Genomic DNA, 19,860 nt, shown 5'->3' on the forward strand with positions numbered 1-19,860 from the left:
CGGCCTTTTAATTTGATAACTCACGGAGGAGACTATTGGTTACACTGATTAAACCTTTACTGGTAAATATAACGATACTATTTTCATTTACGTTTAACGGAAATTTGCTTTTTCCCTATCAGACAAAGGCCCCCCTTACCTTTAAGCAAAAATTGATTTACGGCCTGCTTGGCTCATTCGGGGCACTTCTGTGTATGTTTTACCCCATTGAAACACTGGGGGAAACCCATTTTGATTTGCGCATGGTCGCGATCATGATTGTGACACTGTATGTAGGGTGGCTGCCGGGATCCATTGTGATGCTGAGTACCGTCATTGCCCGCTATGTAATAGGCGGCCAGTTTATTTATATTGGAATATTGGTTTCTATTTTATCCTTTGTGATTACATTTTCCTTAAGAAGAGTGTTTCTTAATTCTAAACACCGGTTGATAACAGGTTCATTTATTCTCTTTTTTTATTTTTACTTATATATAGCCATTCTTGCGACAGCCGTCATGTTTCTGGACACTTTTTTTTATCTGACCTATTTCGCGGCGTTTTATCTGACATTTATTGCTCTTGTTTTTATAATCGAGAGTCTTTTCAGAACGAATAAACAGATCAGTGAAATGGTATATATGGATAAGCTTACAATGGTCGGACAGCTGGCAGCTTCGATTGCCCATGAAATTAGAAATCCTTTATCCACTGTGAGGGGCTTCATTCAATATTTGAGCCAGGATACTGCGGATGAGAACTTTAAAAAGTTCTCCCCTCTCATAATTGAAGAACTGGATCGCACAAACAGCATCATTACCAACTATCTTAAAGTTTCAAAGCCCGAACAGTTCCAACTGGCTAATGTCCCCCTGCATGAGGTGATTCAGGATTGCGTTCTGCTCATGAGGCCGCTTGCCTCTTATTCAAATGTAGTGATTGAGTACGGGAATAAAGGGCCATTTTATGTGAGAGGTGATGAAGACCACCTAAAACAGGCCCTCATGAATATAATCAAGAATGGAATTGAATCGGTTCAGGAAAAAGGAAAAATCTCAATCATTACTTCAGCAGATTATTTTCATAATACCGTTAAATTGACAATTACGGATAACGGACGGGGCATGACCTCCGAGCAGTTGGAAAATATCGGTTTGCCTTTCTACACAACGAAAACAAAGGGTACAGGCCTGGGGAGCATGGTTACGAACAAAATCATCCGTGAAATGCAGGGAACAATAGAGTATGATAGCGAAATCGGCAAGGGGACGACAGTGAACATCATACTGCCTTTGTTGAAAAATGAATAAGAAAAAGAGTGCCAAAGGATGCACTCTTTTTCTGTATAGACTTTTAGCCAAGCCGGCCCTGAGCTGCTGGCTGGTATTTTCTCATTGGTCCTTTTGCAAGAACATCACGCATATAGAAGTCACCGGCCGGATTTCTTTTTTTCAGCAGTTCTAAGAGGTATGTAATATCATCCATGGCGCGGTGTGTCTGACTGTCTGCGATCCGGTGGGATTGAATAAGCGTCAGCAGCCTGCTGTCTGTAAAGCCATATTCTTTCCAAGGAACACTTCTCATCGTGCAGTACCATTTTAATTCGTTAATATCTTCAGGATACATCCGGTATAAAAAGCTGCGGTCAAAGGATGCATTATGAGCGAAAATCGAATCAGCGTGAAAGAAGTATTTTTTTATTTTGATATCATCAAAGCTTTTTCCGCTGACAGCTTCATAAGGAATCCCATGGACTCTGAATGCACGGCTGTAATTGTTTTTGGCGGATTTGCTGATGGGTTCCCGCAGGAATGAGGATTTATCCTTTATATCAAGAATCTCCCCTGTGTCGCCACGGTATGAAAATAGCTTTAATGCCAGTTCAATGATTTCATCGGAATTTGGTCCTAGCCCCGTTGTCTCCACATCCAGCAGCAATCCCATCTTTTCCTGGTTTTTCATTGCCTGCCTCCTCTATTGATTTTAAATTAAGCATATAATAGAGGAGTGCTGAATGCCAGCGGAACCGCTCTTAGATCTTTTTATCGTTTTTCAAGCGGTCCACATAGTCGGCATGGTAATTCTGATGCATGTATTCGCGGTTTTTCATGGAATAGAAATATCCTGTTGAAAGCGAAAGAAATGCGAACAGAAAGCCTACCCCAAAGCCGAAGTTGTGGTAGCCCATGACAATGCTGACAACGGTAGTGATCAAGAGCGCTACTAATATATAGAATAAAATGTTTTTGTTTTTCAAGGGTGTGCCTCCTCTTACTTGAAACTAAAAAGCTGTCTTATTATTATACCAAAACCGAAACAAAACGGCCGCTTTATCCGTAAAGAATAACAAGGAGGTTTTTGCCATGATTGGACTTGTCATTACACAGATTTCTGTGATTCTGCTCTTCCTGATTCTGGGATAGGCTGTACGAGTCAAAAAAGCTTACTGGCTCATTTCCGGATTCGCCTCGCGGCCGGAGATTGAACAAGAACAATTAATTAACAGCGGTTATCCGCAAAAAACCGGCAGCCTGCTCATTGGCACTGCTATCGGGATGCTGGTGCTACTGCCTTTATCATTCACCGGATTCAGATTTGCAATGGAAGTGCAGTTCGGCTTTATGATGATTGTTTTGCTTGGGGGATTCATCTACTTATCGAAATATGAAGTGCCGTCTAAAAGAAAACGAAGTTATATCATCGCTCTCATTCTTTTTATTGTGACACTTGGCCCCCTCATTTACCTGACTGTCTCCAGCCAGAAAGGCTATGAAATGGCATTAACAGAGGATTCATTTGAAATCTCCGGAATGTACGGAGACAAATGGGATTATCGGGATATTCAGTCTGTTCAATTATTGGAGGAGATGCCTGAGGTAACCTGGAAGCAGAATGGAATCGGCCTCCCCACCCTTTCACAGGGGCATTTTAAAGTGACTGGCTATGGCAGCAGCTTATTATTCATACAAAAAGGCCATACGCCGATTCTATACATTGAACTTAAAAATGAGAAAATCTTTGTGAACAGCAAAGATTCCGCAGAAACAGAAAGCTGGTATAAGGTAATGAAAGAAGAGGCGGATATCAAATGAATCCGCAACGGCTTTTAATTGAATCCATAATTGGGTAATCATAGTAAAAACAGGAGGTGACTCGTTAAGGTGTCATATATACTTTTAATTATTGGATTTTCTTTATTGATTGCAGGGGCAAACTTTTTTGTGGATGGCGCTTCAAAAATTGCGGGGTTCCTAAAGATTTCCCCGCTGCTGGTTGGGCTGACAATCGTTGCATTTGGAACGAGTTCACCTGAAGCCACTGTCAGCATTCTGGCTGCGCTGGATGGAAATGCCGATGTGGCTATAGGAAATGTTGTCGGCAGTAATATTTTTAATATCACGCTGGTGGTCGGTGTGACCGCCATGATTTTTCCTTTAAAAGTCGAAAGTGCAACCATCCGCAAGGAGATTCCCTTTACTTTGCTTGCCACAGCTGCTCTTATGATTTTCATCAATGATGCATATCTTGACTCTATCAGCAGCAATATGGTTTCCCGCAGTGATGGTCTCGTGCTGCTGCTGATATTTGCTGTATTCATGTACTACTTATTTGAAGTGGCCCGGGAGAACCGAAGCAGCACAGGGTCTTCTCCTGTCAAAACAAGTACTGCCCAATGGACAAAGCAAAGTCTTTTGACGATTGCCGGATTGGCTGCCATTATTTTTGGCGGCGACCTGGTTGTTAAAAGCAGTACGGAAATTGCTTTATCATTGGGGATGAGTGAAACATTGGTCGGCTTAACGATTGTAGCCATCGGGACTTCTCTGCCCGAGCTGGTGACATCTGTCGCCGCAGCCATAAAAAAAGAGAGTGAAATTGCTTTAGGAAATATCGTAGGAAGCAATATCTTTAACATCCTTTTCGTCCTTGGGGCATCGGCTTCCATCTCCCCGCTTCCTGTAGACCCTAAAATGTTCATCGATATTACAATCTTAATTCTAATTACATTCGTGCTCCTTATCTTTTCAAGAAGCCATTATGCCGTGGGAAAATATGAAGGGGGTTTTCTCGCAGCCTCTTACATTATGTATTTGATTTATATCATAATGCGTAATTAATATCAGTGCCGGTCCTTTTGGGTCGGCGCTTTTTTTTAAGCGGACGTTGTTTCTGAAAAATACTGCTGCTTCCCCGGCTTTAAAAGCTGCAAGCAGACATATAGAGAAAGAAGTAAATTCAGGGCTGCCAAAATGACAATCGTATAGCGGAGCGGAAACAGATCACCAAGAACACCGATACCGATGAGCAGGAAAATCTGGGCAATGCTTTGAATGACACCGATCACGCTGGTCATTCTGCCCATGATTTCAACAGGCACATTATTTTGGTAAAAGGTTTGATATCCCGCACTTAAAAAGGCATTAAAAATGCCGAGTACAGTAAATCCAATAACAACCATCATAAAGGAGTCTGCCACTGCATAAATCAGATAACCTGCCGCTGTCAAAAGCATGCCATAGCCCATGAGCTGTTTGATGCTGAGCATTTTTGAAACGATGGTGATAAAGAGAGCTCCGAGCGCAAAGCCAATTCCGCTGATGCTGACAAGGAAACTATAATCCGCTTCTGTCAGCCCCACAACATCCTGAATATAAACAACCTCCTGGGAATCCATTGCGAGAGAGAACAAACCAAATGCCTGGAAGCAACCGTAGACAGAGATGAAAAAAGCCTCTCTCCTGCCAAATGCAATGACCTGCTTCCAATCATCCCGGAGAGTTTCATAGGCTGATGTTTGTACTGAAGGGGACTTTAACTCTTTATCCATGTCCGGCAGCAGCCATATGATGACAGCTGAAAAAACAAAGGAAGCCGCATTTAAAAAGACAGCTGTGTCAATGGTTCCAATCAGAAATAATCCGCCTGCGATGGCTGGTCCCACGATAAAAGCACCTGAAGCAACAAGACTGTTGATAGAGTTGAACCTTTTTCTGCTTTGAATCGGAACCAGCTTGGCTATATACGTGGCGGAAGCCGGCATGAATAGTGCCTTCGCTATACTGATGAGAAAAAGGGCTGCATAAATGAAGCCTATGCTTCCGAGAAATGGTATCAGAGCTACACCCAGGGCTCTGGCCATATCAGTCCAAATCATAATGCTCTTTTTGTTTTTCCGGTCAATCATGCCTCCGCTCCATGAATTGGTTATAACGGAAGTAATGGGACCTATAATCCATAATCCTGCCACAGCAGCTGCTGATCCGGTAATGTCATAGACAATCAAATTAATAGCAATCAGGTAAATAAAATCTCCTAATTTGGATATCCCTATTCCCGCCAGCAGCATTGACGCCAATTTCCAGTTAAATTGTTTCATAGATCACCTGTATAATTTTAGAATTTTCCCAATTATTAGTGTACCATAAAAAAACCCTGAAGAGTGATCTCCAGAGCCTCAATCATCAGCCAGCTGCTGATTTTTTATGATAAGGAACTTTTGTGCCGACACTTCTTAACCCGGCAAAAAACCTTGCGGTGAAGATGATCGCAGCCAGAACGATAAAGATTCCGCTAACGGCGCCAACCTGATCGGACAGCACCCATTGCGGCAGGTGCTCTGCCCATCTTCTTGGTGCACTGATTCCGCCGGCATAAAGGAAAGAGCCTGCCAGACCTGTAAAAAATGCAAAATAGAGCGCAATGGTGAATGTATCGATTCCCCTATGCTGCTGATTGCCTTCGGTTTTATTGAAATAATACATAAATCCGATAATCATAGCGACTACTCCCATTCCCATATATGTATGGAAATGTCCAGGAACCCATTTCGTATTATGCATTACATGATTGACAACAATGGTGGCATCAATGATGGCCGGAATGGCTCCTGCCACCCATCCGAACATGGAAAGGAAAAACAGGCTTGAGGCAAAGTCCCACTTCATCCGCGAGCGGTAGACAATCATAAGCGCACCGTAGGCCGTTACGACCATAACGGGCAAGCCGTTAGCATAGGAAAACACCTGCCCGATGATGAGCATCCATTTTGGCACCGCAAAGTCCATCAGCAGATGGTGCGTATAAATCATTAAGGTGAAAAGTGTCGAGCAGTTCCAAGCAATTAGAAAAACTTTATTAGCTTTCCACGGCCGTTTTGTATATTCTGACAGGACCTCATAGACGGCAATAACAGCCATATAGATGGTGCAGTTGGCAAAGATATGGCCAAACGCATAGGTAAGATGCTTGGCAAGCAGCGGATCTATCGTAATGGCCGGATTGATAATATTCACCAATGATGCAGCCAGCACCGTGGCACCTGCCAGCAGTGCAGTCGAGTTGGTGATGATAACCATGGCCGTCGCCACGACAGCAGCAGGCGGCCCGTATCCTTTCTTTCCCCTGAAAATGATATCCCACCCGAGCGCCTTTCCGAGGCCTCCATAAACTGCTGTCAGCCTTGCAGCCAGATACATGTACAGAAGCAAAAAGCCAATGCCGAGAATCAGCATGCCTGATAAGAAGAATACTGCCCCTGCTGCCCCGTACATTTTTGCTGACTGGGCAGGAAGCGGATATAAGAACGTCCATCCATCTGAAAAGTCAAAGACAAAAATAGCGATGAGTACCATCGTGACTCCGGTTAAAAAAAGGCCGAAGTTTACAATGAGGACTGCCGGGTTCAGTTTTACGTATTTAGACAGGAAGTACCATAGAATGGCCGTTCCGCCCAATGCCGCGATGCCAACCATGCCTGTACCGTGTGCAGTCATGATTTTATAGAACCACTGCGGTGTGATGCTGATCATTTCCCCCTGATTCATCAGCATGATAACACCAAAGATCATCATAAGAATTATAACAAGTGCCGTCACCGCCAGGTGCCATATCACTGCTTTCCTTGCTAAAGGGTGAATCGCTTCATTCATGAGATGCTCCCCCTTCCGGTTCGACAACAATTTCTTTGACCATCACATGATGGCCGGATGAACAGTATTCAAGACATAATATCTGATATGTTCCAGGCTCTTCAAAGGTATAGTAAACGGTATTTGTATATTCAGGCATGGCCTGAGTTTGTGCGACAAGCTCCATTTTTTCATTGTATAAGCCGAAACCATGTGTAACATCCGAGGCTGTAACATTAAATTGAACTTTATCCCCAACCTTAAACCTTTCCTCACTCATCTCCCACGCATATTGGATTCCAGTTACCTTCACTGCCTTCGTTTCACTAAACCCTTCCGCTTCTGCCTGATTGCGGTCATACGGCAGCCTGCCAAGCGTCACAACAGAGGCAAAAGCCATAATGGCAACAAGTCCGAGAAAATAGAATTTCCTGATTTTATATCCTTTTTCCTGAATGGCGCTATATTCACCGCTGCGCTTGGATTCGCCGTAAACAAACGCAAAAGCCAGCGCCAGCAGAAAAACAAAGAAAACAGTCGCATACATGGCGATAAGCTGATACATTTCTACCCCTCCCATAAAATATTCAACAATCCCCCAAACCCTATTTTATGGAAGCTTAAAAATTTATTCGGTGATATATGTCCTATTCGACGAATTTTTTTGAAATTTCCCCACAAAAAAATGCCCTGGATTATCAGGACATCTTTTTCTCTATCGTGTACATCATCCAAAAACCTATATCTTCAAATCCGATGCGTTTATAAATGGTACCTGCTGCCGGGTTATCATAAAACAGGCACAGCTCTTTATTTTCCGAAAGAAGCTGGCGGCAGAGCTTGACCATGCACTGAGTGGCATATCCCTTCTTCTTGAGTTCACTGTCTGTTGCTACGCCTACAACCATGGCTGAAAGGGAATTTTCAGCTGTCGTTGAAGCAGTGCTGACCATCTTCCCATCCTCTTTAATAAAAAAGGAACGGGATGAGCCATCCTTTAGCACCCTCCGCTTGCGTTCAACTGTAATGGCGGAATCGCTGAATTCCGGAATGCTGTTCAGAAGCTCAACAAGCTGTTCTGCATCTTCAGGAACAGCCTGGCACACTGCTGATACTTCAACACCTTCTGCATTTAACTTGGTACATTTTGCATAATAGGTTTCCCGCTTTCTTTTTATGCGGTGTGATACAAAAGGTTCAATTTCCGCCGTTACAGCTTTTAAGCCGGACATCATTCCAAAGTTCGGGTCCTCAAGCATTATCTCCGCAAATCCCTTGGCGTCAAAGTCTCCTGCTGTATATGGGATGAAATTTTCTTCATATTTTAATAAAACGGCCTTTAATTTGCCATCTTCCCCAAAGTCCCCCCACACCTTTTGAAAGTCCTGTTCATAGCCGTATGCTTCAATATCTCCAATAATGAACAGATTCTCAGCCGGCTGCTGTTTTAAAAGACTGAAACACATTTCATGATCTTGTTCAGTAAGTTGTCTAATCATATTTAATTAATCTCCTTCCGATCAAATTGGCTGATACAGGCGGGAGATTCAGGTCCCTTGCCCAGACTGACAGCTGTCCAATGTGATGGATTTCATGGGCAATCACATGGTTCAAGATGTCTCCCTTTTTATATTGCTTCTCCATCCATGGCGGTGTAACAAACTCATTGTATGGAACTGGCCATTCCTCCTGAAAAAAGCGTTCTAATCCCCTGCGGTATTCTTCAGAAAGTGCCATTACTTTATCCAATTCAGCATAGTCGGAAAACAGGGGATCTTTCACTTCCTTGCCCTGTAATACACAAATCCAGCTGTATTCTACATCTGCGATATGAAAAAGGGTTTCCAGTATGCCCCCAACTCCTCCAGTCCGGCTGGCTTTCAACTCTTCGGCTGAGAGCTGACGGCACCATTCAAACCACTCATCACGCACTTGCCAGTTATAGCGGAATAATGTCAGCAAATCCACTTACCTCCTTGTCCAGATACCTATGAATTTCGCCAGCATATGGGAATTTCCTGCAAATTTATGTTTCAGCCGCATAATTACTGGCTATATATTTAATCCTAAAGGAAGCAGCATGAGAAGAAAGGGGATTGCATGTGAAGAAAAGCTTAATGGTTTTCTATATATCGGCCGCCATTTTATTATTGCTTGTTTTATTCGGTGTTTTTGTCCCGGATTCACTGGAGAGTGTGACAGCAAATGTACAGGCCTTTATCACCGATAAATTCGGCTGGTATTATTTGATTCTTGTTTCGTTTATTGTCATTGTTTGTTTATATTTTTTAATCAGCCCTTTAGGAAGAATCAAGCTTGGGAAGCAGGATGATAAACCGGAATTTACCCGCCCTACCTGGTTTGCGATGCTGTTCAGCGCGGGGATGGGAATCGGGCTGGTTTTCTGGGGTTCAGCAGAACCGATTTATCACTATGCAGTGGGGTCTCCTACCGGCGGAGCAGTAGGGACGGACGAGGCGATTAAGAATGCGATGAGATATACGTACTTCCATTGGGGGATACATGCCTGGGCCATATATGGAATTGTCGCACTTGTGCTGGCTTATTTTAATTTCCGCCATGGGGAACCTGGTTTAATCAGTGCCACTTTAAAACCCATATTGGGAGACCGTACACAGGGGATGACAGGAAAAGTCATTGATATTCTATCAGTAGTAGCAACTGTTATCGGTGTGGCCACGACACTTGGGTTTGGAGCTGTGCAGATTAACGGAGGATTGTCATATCTATATGGCCTTCCTGTTAATTTCACCGTACAGCTTGTGATTGTCGCTATTGTTACAGTCCTGTTTATTATTTCGGCCCTGTCCGGTCTTGGAAAAGGCATTAAAATTTTGAGTAATGCCAATATGATTCTTGCGGGTGCTCTATTTATTCTGACGTTCTTTCTTGGACCGTCATTATTCATTCTGAATCTGTTCACCAATACGCTTGGAAGCTATCTTCAATATTTGCCGGGCATGAGCCTCAGGATTGCCCCTCTGAATCCGGAGGTCAGGGAATGGATTAATGGCTGGACAATTTTTTACTGGGCCTGGTGGATTGCCTGGGCGCCGTTCGTTGGCATTTTCATTGCCCGTGTTTCCAAAGGAAGAACCATCCGGGAATTTGTCTTTGGGGTCCTGCTTATTCCGTCGCTAATTGGATTTATCTGGTTTGCCACGTTTGGGGGAACCGCCATTATGCAAGAGCACCAAGGCACAGCGAAAATCTCGGAATTGGCTACTGAAGAGGCACTATTTGGCGTATTCTCCAACCTTCCAATGGGTACAGTCCTCTCGATCATCGCCATTTTGCTCATTTGCACGTTCTTTATTACTTCTGCCGACTCCGGCACCTATGTCCTGGGAATGATGACGACTAATGGTTCACACCATCCCGGCAACAAGATTAAATTAGTGTGGGGAATATTGCTTGCTGCCATTTCATTGGTTCTGCTCTATTCCGGCGGGCTTCAAGCTCTGCAGAATACGATGATTGCAGCAGCTCTTCCCTTTTCCGTTATTATGGCTTTAATGACCTTCAGTCTGATCAAGGCTCTGCAGAAAGAAGCGAAGGAGCTTGGTATTGGGAAGATCCCGAAGAAGAAAGTGTAGATGAAGAAACCTGCAGATCTGGCATCTGCAGGTTTTTTGATGGTTATTTTACCGGAATCCAGATCTCTGAATAATAATCCGGACTGGACGCATCACCTGATGTATAGACCTCCAATTCAGGTGCATCAGCATGTTCATAGCCGCTTGATGGAAACCATTCCGAAAAGATTTTTTTCCATGTGTTTTGCATGGCATGCGGCATGGCGCCATGTACTTCAAACACCGCCCATTTGGAGGCCGGGACTTCCATGCTCTCGAAGCTGTCAGGCTCATCACCTTTGAAGCTTGCGGCAATCCAGTAATCCATGCTGTCAGGCTTCTGGCTGCGGTTATCCACACACACACCTAGAATTCCTTTGATATCCCCATTATTCAGCTTGAATAGCTTACCGGAGGTGCCGTTACTGTTTACTTCATCCCACAATTTCGGGATGCCGGCCAAATTTTCTTCATTGACCAAAGAGAACTCCTTTTTGATGCCCGCTACTTGAAAAGCTTCTTTTTCGACAATTGCATATTGCATTTGTTCCGCCCCTTTCAGACTCACCTGGATCACCAGGCGGTTATATGATTTCAGCTTTCCGGAAAAATTTCTGGCTTCCGTCGGTGTCATGCCATGCTGTCTGCGGAAAGCCTTTGTAAATGCTTCGGGAGTGTCATAGCCATATTTATAGGCGAGGTCAATCACTTTGAGGTCTGTACAAACCAGGTCCTGTGCGGCGAGCGTTAATCTTCTGCCCCGGATATATTCTCCCACCGGCATATCTGTCAGAATGGCAAACGTGCGCTGAAAATGAAATACGGAGGAGTTCGCTGCCTCCGCAGCTCTCTGGACTGAAAAATCCTCATCCAGCAAATGCTCCTCTATATAATCAATAGCCTTCTGCAGCGATTCAATCCATGACATTACTGATCACTCCCTTATGTATATCCTATCTTTATCTCTTTTTGGCTGCCTGTCATTTTTTGCTTTGTTTTGGCAGGCAGATATTAAAGAATTCTTATTATAGGCGGAGAATCCTGCTTATTGGGGAATCTTTGATTCGGATGCTGGCGGGCTTGGGCAGAATCAGGAAAATACCGGCCGAAATGAGGGATATACAGGCCTATTTGTGGTTTCGCCGGCCAAGGTGGGGCATTTACAGGCCATAATTAAAGATTTATCGGCCAAACTCAACGATGGCCGAACAATTTTCCGTTTATCGGTCACTTCATCAGCTTTATCGGTCATTATTTTAATTTATCGGTTTCTTTTCAATTTTGTCGGTCAGTTTCTGCATTATTTCGGCCACTTTTGAAATTTAACGGTCAGTCCTTATTCTATCAAGGAATCAGAAAAAAACCAGCCGCCCGATAACGGGCAGCTGGCATTGATTTTATATAGCACGGCCCCAATGACGGTGCATGGCAATGCTATTAATTAAATTCTCACTGGAGGAAGCATCGCCGCTTTTGATTTCGACGATTCCCATATCGGAAAGAGTTTGGGATTGCCCCAGCAGGTTTAAAGCTTCTGCAGGCAGCAGTTCGGCTCCTTCACCGCCAAACGCAATGGTTTTGAAATGCTTATAGGCTTCGCTGATGAATTCCTTTGCCTGCGGCATCATTTTCAGAGCATTGGCACTTTCTTTTCCTCCTGCCACATAGATGGCATCATACATAACGGAGTGTGAAGTCAGGAATGTTTTCATAACTTCCAGTTCTCCGCCGTCTCCTTTGATCATACCGAGGTTTTTGCTGACAATTTCAGGCATAATCCCAGCACTTTTCAAAGCTTCCATTACGCTATTGACTTCAGTATAGCTGAAGCCATTATCAGCAAGGATGGCGACTTTTCGGGTCTTAGGTGATTTGGCTGTGTTCATTTGGCTTAATGCTGGTGACGAGAGCGTCACTTTGGATTCATTTGCAGCATCAGGCACGATAGCGCCAACTCCTAAGGCAATTTGCTCGGCCAGGAAATGATCCACATTGCTGAACATGTCGACAACCTGCTGCTTCACATCTTTGTTCTGAACCTTTCCGACTTCAAAGCGGAACGCCTCGATCATATGCTGTTTTTCCACTTCAGACATGCTGTTCCAGAACAATTTCGCCTGGCTGTAGTGGTCTTTGAAGCTGTCGCTGCGCTGGCGCACTTTGCGCCCTTCGATCTTTTCCTGATAGTGAACATAGCCGCCCTCTTCTGCTGTGGCAGGGCTTGGATCATTATTCTGCATCGAGTTTTTATGATAAGCAACCGGCCCTTTGTTGATCGTCATGCGATGATAGCCGTCATACTGATTATTGTGGAATGGACATACAGGACGGTTGATCGGGATTTCATGGAAGTTTGGACCGCCTAGGCGGATCAGCTGTGTGTCTGTATAGGAAAACAGGCGGCCCTGCAGTAATGGGTCATTTGAAAAATCAATGCCCGGCACCACATGCCCAGGGTGGAACGCGACTTGTTCTGTTTCAGCAAACACATTATCCTGATTGCGGTTCAGGGTCATTTTTCCTATGATCTTCACCGGAACCATTTCCTCCGGCCACAGCTTCGTGGCATCCAGAATATCAAAGTCAAAGGAGAATTCATCTTCTTCATCAATCATCTGGACACCCAGTTCAAATTCAGGGTAGTCCCCCATTTCGATGGCTTCCCAAAGATCACGGCGGTGGAAATCCGGATCCTTTCCGGCGAGCTTTTGGGCTTCGTCAAAAACCAGGGAATGCGTGCCCAGAACAGGCTTCCAGTGAAATTTCACAAAACGCGCCTTCCCCTGCTCGTTCACAAATCGGAACGTGTGAACACCAAAGCCCTCCATCATGCGGAAACTGCGCGGAATGGCACGGTCTGACATCGTCCACATGATCATATGGGCTGTTTCAGTATTGTTGGCGGCAAAATCCCAGAACGTATCATGGGCCGTTGAAGCCTGCGGCATTTCGTTATGCGGCTCCGGCTTGAATGAATGAACGAGATCCGGGAATTTGATGGCATCCTGGATGAAGAATACCGGGATATTATTGCCGACTAAGTCGTAGTTGCCCTCTTCCGTGTAAAACTTGGTGGCAAAGCCGCGGGCATCACGTACAGAGTCTGCCGAGCCGCGGGAGCCGGCAACGGTCGAGAAACGAACAAAGACCGGGGTCTTGACAGATGGGTCCTGCAGAAACTTAGCCCTAGTGTATTCTGCCATGGATTCATACACCTGGAAATAGCCATGTGCGCCAAACCCGCGGGCATGAACAACCCGTTCAGGGATGCGCTCATGGTCAAAGTGCGTCATTTTTTCCCTGAAGTGAAAGTCCTCCATCAAGGTCGGACCGCGGGAACCAGCTTTTAACGAATGTTCATCCTCCGAAACCTTGACTCCCTGGTTCGTTGTCAGCTTCTTGCCTGTGTTATCCATGCGAAACTCCTCAAGCTGCTTGTCCTTGCTGTGCTCATTTACGCTTTTATTTTGCGGATCTTGTTTCAAATGTCCTTCCTCCTTATATAAAGAAGCAATTGCTTCGGGGTTACGATGTTATCTATGTATCTATAAGTTGAAATACCCCAGAATAAAGGCGGTAAACGGCAAAATAAAAGAAAGCAGCGGAAAACTGCTTTCTCTCAGGCTTGTGGGCTAATCTCAGTTTTAGGCTGATCCGCGTCTCTCAGCAGCTGGATAAAGGTTCTTTTTTGCAAATGATACAGGATTAGCACCAGAATACTGCCGCCGGATGCAGCCATTAGGATCCAGACAGGCAATTTTTCGAGTAAAAATCCAAAAAAGATAAAGCCCAGTGGTGTCATGGCACTTGCTCCTGTTTCAAGGAGTGACAAGACCCTGCCCCGATAGGCATCAGGCGTGCCTTTTTGCAGCAGAACCATTACTGGAATGTTGATTACCATGATAACTGAAGATAGCAGCAGGACCAGACCTATTAAAAAAGGAAACATGATGCTGTTTGAAATGCCCATTAGGCCAGGAAAATTCGGGAGGCCAAGCAGAGCAATGATAAGGGACATGGCCATTACGCCCCCAAAAATGGTCACTTCTTTTCTCTTTACCTCGGGACGGGCAGATAGAACGACCGACATGATCAGCATCCCGACGGAAAAGGCTCCTTCAATGATGCCCAGCTGGAGTGAACTCATTTCCAGCACAGTCAGAACCAGATAAGGCATGGCAACGGGAAAAACCGCAAACCAAAAGTTCAGCCAGATGCTAATGATAATGAGATTTTTTATAAACGGCTGATTTTTCACATATGAAATACCCATTTTCAGATCGTAGATCATTCCATTTTCTTCTGGTCTTTCTTTTTTTTCTGCAAATAGATTGTATTGAATAAGCAAACTGGTGATGCCGGAGACTGTGAAGGCGATGATGTTAATAAGCATGAAGACTGATAGATGAAAGATGCCAAAGAAGACGCCCCCAAGAACGGGTCCCAAGATGGAGGATGATGAAGCTGCGGCCTGATTAAGTGACATTGCTTTTTGCAGAGTATCAGGACCGACCATGTTGTAAATTGCTGAAGTGACTGCCGCTGAATAAAAAGTATTCAAAATGCTTAAAACGGCTGTGGCTGTGTAAAGGAGCCAGATTTCCTGTGTGACCAAAAGGTACAGAAGAAAAATGGCAATAAGCCAGACGGCACAGGCGAAATCGGAAATAATGATGATTTTTTTGCGGTCCCATCTGTCACTGAGTGCGCCGGCAAAAGGAGAAAGCAGGATTCTTGGCAGTGCACTAAGAATGAGGGTTATGGCAAAATTCAGGCTGGACCCTGTTTCTGAAAGGATATATAAGCCAATAGCAAATCCGTAAATGGAGGAACCGAGCACCGCTGTCAATTTCCCTGACAGAAACAGTGTTATATTTCTTTTAATCTGTGCTTCCATCTATTCTTCCTCCTCGAAATCAAGCAATTTGAAGCTGCAGGAAACCTCATAAGAATTGCGCTTTAGAGCTCCCTTTACGCTCTTTTCCATGTATTTAACCATCAAATCATAAAAATCGTCCTGAAATCCCTTTAATTCTTCTTCTGTGAGGGAGATGTTTATTCCCATGGTGCTGCAGCTTTCTCCTTTCTCCTGTCCGCTTTCTTTCAAGTTGAATTGGGTCGCTTTTGAACGGTAATACTTTTCGATAATTCCCCTGTTTTCTTTCGTCTCCTCAATCTCGAGTATTCCGCCTTTATAAAGCTGCTGAATATGATAATGAATGCTTCCAGCAGACTTCCCAAGCTCTTCGGCAACCTGTTTGGCTGTCATGGGACTTTTAGCAAGAAGATATATAATTTTAATCCTTAACGGGCTGGATATCAGCTTCTGCTGTTCAAGATTGATCTCCATCGTTTTCTTGATTAAATCCAAGATGGTTCACCCTTTCTAATTCATATATTCTAATTTTATTATACGTTCTAAAAAATTAGAATGATACATTTTTTTTAAATGAAAAATACAAATCCGTTGCAACAGTTTATCTTTTTACATGAATTCTTCGTCCCACCCTCCACAATTTCGTATTTTCTGACAATATTATATAAAAAAAGCAAATGAGTATTGTCATAAATAGTAAAACAATATAGAATTTTCTTATAACCTCACGAAGAGGCAGGTGAAACGATGGAAATTACAAAGCATCTTTTCTTTAATCTATCGCTCTTGATCGTTATCTTGTTTGTTGTGCTTGTATGGGCGGAAAAAAGTTCTAAATTCCGATTTTCCAAAGGCTGCTCTTTTGTATGGCTTTTGTTCATGATCTGGATATGCTTTCAGTTTTCCTTTCAGACAAGCCCCCATTATTTTTTTGATTTACGATTGATACCTGTCATCATCGGCGGTTTATATGCCGGGCTCGGTCTCACCTTGGCCGGGACTGTGATCTTGATGAGAAGTTTTTATGGAATAGAGCCTGGGTTTTATTCTAATATTCTTTTATATTTGCCCCTGGGGATCATTCTTTGGAAGCTCTATCCCTGGTTTTGGAAGCAGGTGCCCCGAAAAAGGATTCGCTTTTCGGTTTTCATTACTCTTATTTTAAGTGTGCTGACCGTTGTGGTAATGGAATTAACGGTGCCGCCTCAGAATCGGTTTGATGCCTGGTTTGCCTACCTGGTGATTCCGCCATTGGGTGTCTTCATGATTTCATATGTTTTTGAGTTTGCCAAAAGAAATCTGGATATCCGTGAAAATCTCGTCCGGGCAGAGAAACTTGAAGCTGTCGAGCAAATGGGAGCAGCCATCTCACATGAAATCCGCAATCCCCTGACGGCTGCAATTGGATTTGTGCAGCTATTGCAGGAACAGCGGCTGCCACCGCGAAAAAGGGTTGAGTATTTGGCTATCGTGAAAGCCGAATTGGAATCGGCGGAGCAGGTCATTCAAAATTATTTAACCTTTTCCAAGCCATCCTTAGATAAGATCGAAGAAATTAATGTAAAAAAAGAACTAATGCAAGTCATGAATATATTAAAACCGACTGCCAACCAGAATTCCGTAGAGATCAATGCCCATTTTGCCCTCCTCGGATCGATTAAAGGTGATCGGCAAAAATTCCACCAATGCTTTTTGAATGTGATAAAAAACTCAATTGAGGCCATGCCGCGCGGCGGGCAATTATACATAGAAACGCACTATAGCAGCAGCCAGATCACCATCGAAATAACAGACACCGGTGTCGGCATGACGTCCGATCAGCTTCAGCGTTTAGGCGAACCCTACTATTCCACCAAAGGCTCCAAAGGGACCGGCCTTGGAATGATGGTCGTATTCAGTATTGTAAGAGCTATGGATGGCAATGTCCGGGTCAAAAGCGAAGTCGATAAAGGAACTGTTTTCAGCTTTACTTTTCCGAATTATAAATCGGAACTACATAAGGATTAACAAAAAACAGCAGGGGCAACACTGCTGTTTTTCTTTTTTCCAGTTTTTTTGGAACCTCCAGCCAGTACCCCTCGTCTAAGTGTTACCAACGAAAGGAGCATAAACATGCTGGTAAAAATAACAGACAATCAAGGGCCGCCCCTTCAATCCGATACAGAGTCCAAAGAAGAGAAGCTTATTTGGCTCATGGATAAATATGGGGACATGGTTATCAGGGTTGCCTTCTCCTATTTAAAACAAAAGCAGCTGGCTGAAGACGTATCTCAGGAAGTTTTTATTAGCTGCTATCAGAACCTTGAAGGTTTTCAGAAGAAAGCTGCCTATAAAACCTGGCTTTACAGGATCACTGTCAACAAATGCAAGGATGTTTTAAAAAGCTGGTCTTATAAAAATTTATTTTATAAAGAATGGATTGGATCCCTGCTTGCAGACCGAATGGATTCTGTTGAAACTGAGCTGCTTCATATAGAAAATAACGAGTATCTGTATAGCAGAGTTCTTAGGCTCCCTTTGAAAATGCGTGAAGTCATTATCCTTCACTATTATGAAGAACTAACGCTTGCCGAAATTTCCGACCTCCTGAGCATAAATATGAATACAGTCAAAACGCGGCTTCACCGGGCAAGAAATTCCTTAAAAGACGTTCTTTCAGAGAAGGGAGATGAACAGACATGACCAATCATTTTAAATACCCTGATAATCAAATTCGATTCGAGGATAGACAGAAAGAAATGGTATTAAAAGCTGTAAGACCTAACTCATATTCTTTTCAAAAGAAAGAAAGAATAAGCCGGAAAAAGAAATGGGCTTATGCAGGTACAGCTGCAGCAGCTTTGTTCATTCTTTTTATCGGGACAGCTTATTTTTCTCCCGGAATGGCAAAGGTAGCCGCCAAGATTCCTTACTTTAGCGTATTTATAAAACAGGAAGAATACAAATATGCTTTATATGATGTCATTAGTGATACTGCTAATAAGCATCGCTATGACTTGAGAAGAATGGATGCCTCCATCCCAGATAAAGAGTTAACCGTCTGGCTTGGAGGAACAAAGGAGGATGTAAACAGCATTAAAGGAGATGTAAAAAAAACCTTCAGCCACTCATTAAAAGATCATAACTTTGGTGCGTATGATATCAGAATAAAAAGGGACAAACATGATAACACGATACCAGAAGAAACCCCTGAAATGAAAAAGCAGCAAGCTGACAGCCTGGAGCTGGAACAAAAAATCATTAAAGCGCTTGAAGCGAATAATTTCACGATGGCCTTCCCAGTTCAGGCAAGGATAAATGAAATTGAGAAATACATTTTTGTAGCTATTCCGAAGACCGAAGAAAGGACTGACGAGCTTAATAGTTTATTGAATTCCATTTCAAGTGAATATGGAAAGGGGTTCAAATATGACATTAGAAAGATTGATATTGAAGCTAGAGAACAGGAACAGCGTTGGGATGAAACCGGAGTCATTCACGTGATCGCAAGCGGCTTGATGGAAAACAAAGAATTCAAGGTAAAGGGGTTTTCATACTCTTTCCATCCTCTCCCGCTGCAAATCAAGGTGAAAACATCCGTGAAAGCAGATGACCCGGATGCAAATGTGCTGGCAGAACGTATAGAAGAGGAAATCAAGAGCTTCTTACAAACACATGAAAAAGCAGAGGATATTCGAAATGACCCATATGAGCTGACGATCTTAAGTAAAGATAAAAAGAAAATAAATTAAAATATGTACAGGTAAGCTTTATTTAGAAGATGCCTCCCGTTTCGGGGAGGCTTTTATTTTTTCTCCCGGGAAAAGCCTGCGATTCCGCCTGTCCGGCCTCTATGGCTTATGCTTCTTTCATTATGATTCGATCTGCTCCGCCTCCAGATGCTTCGTGCAGTTATACAGCTCACAGTTCCACTTGCTTTCTTTTATTAACAGTTCCGTGATGGAAGTGTTCTTCGGCGGAGTGGAAAGGTCTGTATGCGGAACCAGTTCTCTTAACAGATGACGAATAAAGGCGCCATGGCTTACGATCAACACGTTTTCACCCGGATGCTTTTCTGTAATCTCCTGCAGGAAACCAAGCCCTCTTTTTATAACACTTTCTTTCGGCTCGAAACCAAGGTCCATTTCACGCCAATTCTTGCCCCATTTTTCAAGGCGTTCGGCTTCGGTTGTGCCTTCAATCATCCCGCCGCCTACTTCTCTAATCCTCGGATCGAGGTGAAGGGGAATGGAGCCGATTTTCTCCTGGATTGCTACTGCCGTCTGCTTTGCCCTTAAGAGATTACTGGAGTAAATAACATCCCATTTTTCGCCGTTAACTCGTTCGGCTAGGCGTTCTGCCTCAGCCAAACCTTCTTCATGAAGGGGAATATCCGAGCTTCCCTGTGCCCGTCCCTCCTTATTCCAGGGTGTGATTCCGTGCCGGATTAATCCGATTCTTGTCATATGTAAAAACATCCTTTCTTTTGAATAGATTGTTATGAGTTGCCTTATCTAAGTAA

19 protein-coding genes and 1 pseudogene are annotated in these 19,860 nt (G+C 43.7%); 8 read left to right on the forward strand and 12 right to left on the reverse strand.

Going from position 1 to position 19,860, the window contains the following annotated elements; genetic code table 11:
• Window positions 1-35: 35 nt before the first annotated feature.
• On the forward strand, window positions 36-1,289 hold the full coding sequence (locus AC3WTL_RS14840; protein WP_048010562.1) for an ATP-binding protein: 1,254 nt from the start codon (window positions 36-38) through the stop codon (window positions 1,287-1,289).
• Window positions 1,290-1,332: 43 nt separating this feature from the next.
• Here the strand turns inward: AC3WTL_RS14840 and AC3WTL_RS14845 are convergent, their stop codons facing one another.
• Window positions 1,333-1,941: an exonuclease domain-containing protein gene (locus AC3WTL_RS14845; protein ID WP_197214329.1), complete on the reverse strand. Its 609-nt coding sequence runs from the start codon at window positions 1,939-1,941 to the stop codon at window positions 1,333-1,335.
• 70 nt (window positions 1,942-2,011) lie between these two features.
• On the reverse strand, window positions 2,012-2,236 hold the full coding sequence (locus tag AC3WTL_RS14850; RefSeq protein WP_048010560.1) for a hypothetical protein: 225 nt from the start codon (window positions 2,234-2,236) through the stop codon (window positions 2,012-2,014).
• A gap of 181 nt (window positions 2,237-2,417) precedes the next feature.
• On the opposite strand from AC3WTL_RS14850, the pseudogene AC3WTL_RS14855 reads away from it, so the two are divergent.
• The 3 genes and pseudogenes from AC3WTL_RS14855 to AC3WTL_RS14865 form a co-directional block, all read left to right on the forward strand.
• Window positions 2,418-2,636, forward strand: a pseudogene (locus tag AC3WTL_RS14855) (DUF3784 domain-containing protein); the annotation flags it as partial.
• Window positions 2,613-3,071, forward strand: a complete 459-nt coding sequence (locus AC3WTL_RS14860) for a PH domain-containing protein (RefSeq protein WP_492369742.1) — start codon at window positions 2,613-2,615, stop codon at window positions 3,069-3,071. The pseudogene AC3WTL_RS14855 and the gene AC3WTL_RS14860, both read left to right, overlap by 24 nt.
• Window positions 3,072-3,140: 69 nt before the next feature.
• Window positions 3,141-4,097 carry a calcium/sodium antiporter gene (locus tag AC3WTL_RS14865; protein WP_197214327.1) on the forward strand — a complete coding sequence of 319 codons (957 nt, stop codon included), beginning with the start codon at window positions 3,141-3,143 and terminating at the stop codon, window positions 4,095-4,097.
• Between the two features lie 35 nt (window positions 4,098-4,132).
• Here AC3WTL_RS14865 and AC3WTL_RS14870 read toward each other — a convergent pair whose 3' ends face one another.
• The 5 genes from AC3WTL_RS14870 to AC3WTL_RS14890 all read right to left on the reverse strand — a co-directional run bounded on the left by AC3WTL_RS14870 (window position 4,133) and on the right by AC3WTL_RS14890 (window position 8,849).
• Window positions 4,133-5,356, reverse strand: coding sequence for an MFS transporter (locus tag AC3WTL_RS14870; RefSeq protein WP_492369674.1), 1,224 nt, complete (start codon window positions 5,354-5,356; stop codon window positions 4,133-4,135).
• An 85-nt stretch (window positions 5,357-5,441) separates the two neighbouring features.
• Entirely contained in the window at window positions 5,442-6,908 is a 1,467-nt protein-coding gene (locus tag AC3WTL_RS14875; protein WP_197214325.1) for a cbb3-type cytochrome c oxidase subunit I, read from the reverse strand.
• Window positions 6,901-7,452: a cytochrome c oxidase subunit II gene (locus AC3WTL_RS14880; RefSeq protein WP_492369675.1), complete on the reverse strand. Its 552-nt coding sequence runs from the start codon at window positions 7,450-7,452 to the stop codon at window positions 6,901-6,903. Before AC3WTL_RS14880 ends, AC3WTL_RS14875 begins: the two co-directional genes overlap by 8 nt.
• Window positions 7,453-7,585: 133 nt before the next feature.
• Entirely contained in the window at window positions 7,586-8,386 is an 801-nt protein-coding gene (locus AC3WTL_RS14885) for a GNAT family N-acetyltransferase (RefSeq protein WP_492369676.1), read from the reverse strand.
• Window positions 8,379-8,849, reverse strand: coding sequence for a DinB family protein (locus AC3WTL_RS14890; protein WP_197214322.1), 471 nt, complete (start codon window positions 8,847-8,849; stop codon window positions 8,379-8,381). Before AC3WTL_RS14890 ends, AC3WTL_RS14885 begins: the two co-directional genes overlap by 8 nt.
• Before the next feature lie 140 nt (window positions 8,850-8,989).
• Between AC3WTL_RS14890 and AC3WTL_RS14895 the strand changes: the two genes are divergently transcribed.
• Window positions 8,990-10,504, forward strand: coding sequence for a glycine betaine uptake BCCT transporter (locus AC3WTL_RS14895; RefSeq protein WP_282956733.1), 1,515 nt, complete (start codon window positions 8,990-8,992; stop codon window positions 10,502-10,504).
• 43 nt (window positions 10,505-10,547) lie between these two features.
• On the opposite strand, the gene AC3WTL_RS14900 is transcribed toward AC3WTL_RS14895, so the two are convergent.
• From AC3WTL_RS14900 to AC3WTL_RS14915, 4 genes are all read right to left on the reverse strand, one after another.
• Window positions 10,548-11,411: an AraC family transcriptional regulator gene (locus AC3WTL_RS14900; RefSeq protein ID WP_197214321.1), complete on the reverse strand. Its 864-nt coding sequence runs from the start codon at window positions 11,409-11,411 to the stop codon at window positions 10,548-10,550.
• Window positions 11,412-11,880: 469 nt separating this feature from the next.
• Window positions 11,881-13,968, reverse strand: coding sequence for a catalase (locus AC3WTL_RS14905; protein WP_222498428.1), 2,088 nt, complete (start codon window positions 13,966-13,968; stop codon window positions 11,881-11,883).
• A gap of 134 nt (window positions 13,969-14,102) precedes the next feature.
• A complete protein-coding gene (locus AC3WTL_RS14910; protein WP_492369677.1) occupies window positions 14,103-15,380 on the reverse strand; it encodes an MFS transporter in 1,278 nt (425 codons plus the stop codon).
• Window positions 15,381-15,854 (reverse strand): ArsR/SmtB family transcription factor, encoded by a 474-nt coding sequence (locus AC3WTL_RS14915; protein ID WP_248348912.1) that lies wholly within the window; start codon window positions 15,852-15,854, stop codon window positions 15,381-15,383.
• Window positions 15,855-16,106: 252 nt separating this feature from the next.
• Between AC3WTL_RS14915 and AC3WTL_RS14920 the strand changes: the two genes are divergently transcribed.
• The 3 genes from AC3WTL_RS14920 (at window position 16,107) to AC3WTL_RS14930 (ending at window position 19,090) form a co-directional block, all read left to right on the forward strand.
• Window positions 16,107-17,366 (forward strand): ATP-binding protein, encoded by a 1,260-nt coding sequence (locus AC3WTL_RS14920; RefSeq protein WP_222498424.1) that lies wholly within the window; start codon window positions 16,107-16,109, stop codon window positions 17,364-17,366.
• A 105-nt stretch (window positions 17,367-17,471) separates the two neighbouring features.
• On the forward strand, window positions 17,472-18,041 hold the full coding sequence (locus AC3WTL_RS14925; RefSeq protein ID WP_222498422.1) for a sigma-70 family RNA polymerase sigma factor: 570 nt from the start codon (window positions 17,472-17,474) through the stop codon (window positions 18,039-18,041).
• Window positions 18,038-19,090, forward strand: coding sequence for a DUF4179 domain-containing protein (locus tag AC3WTL_RS14930; RefSeq protein ID WP_492369678.1), 1,053 nt, complete (start codon window positions 18,038-18,040; stop codon window positions 19,088-19,090). Before AC3WTL_RS14925 ends, AC3WTL_RS14930 begins: the two co-directional genes overlap by 4 nt.
• 120 nt (window positions 19,091-19,210) lie before the next feature.
• Here AC3WTL_RS14930 and AC3WTL_RS14935 read toward each other — a convergent pair whose 3' ends face one another.
• Complete coding sequence (locus AC3WTL_RS14935; RefSeq protein WP_163140013.1) at window positions 19,211-19,804, reverse strand: histidine phosphatase family protein; 594 nt, start codon at window positions 19,802-19,804, stop codon at window positions 19,211-19,213.
• Window positions 19,805-19,860 lie beyond the last annotated feature (56 nt).

It is taken from the genome of Cytobacillus sp. EB106-05-05-XG126 (assembly GCF_058791715.1).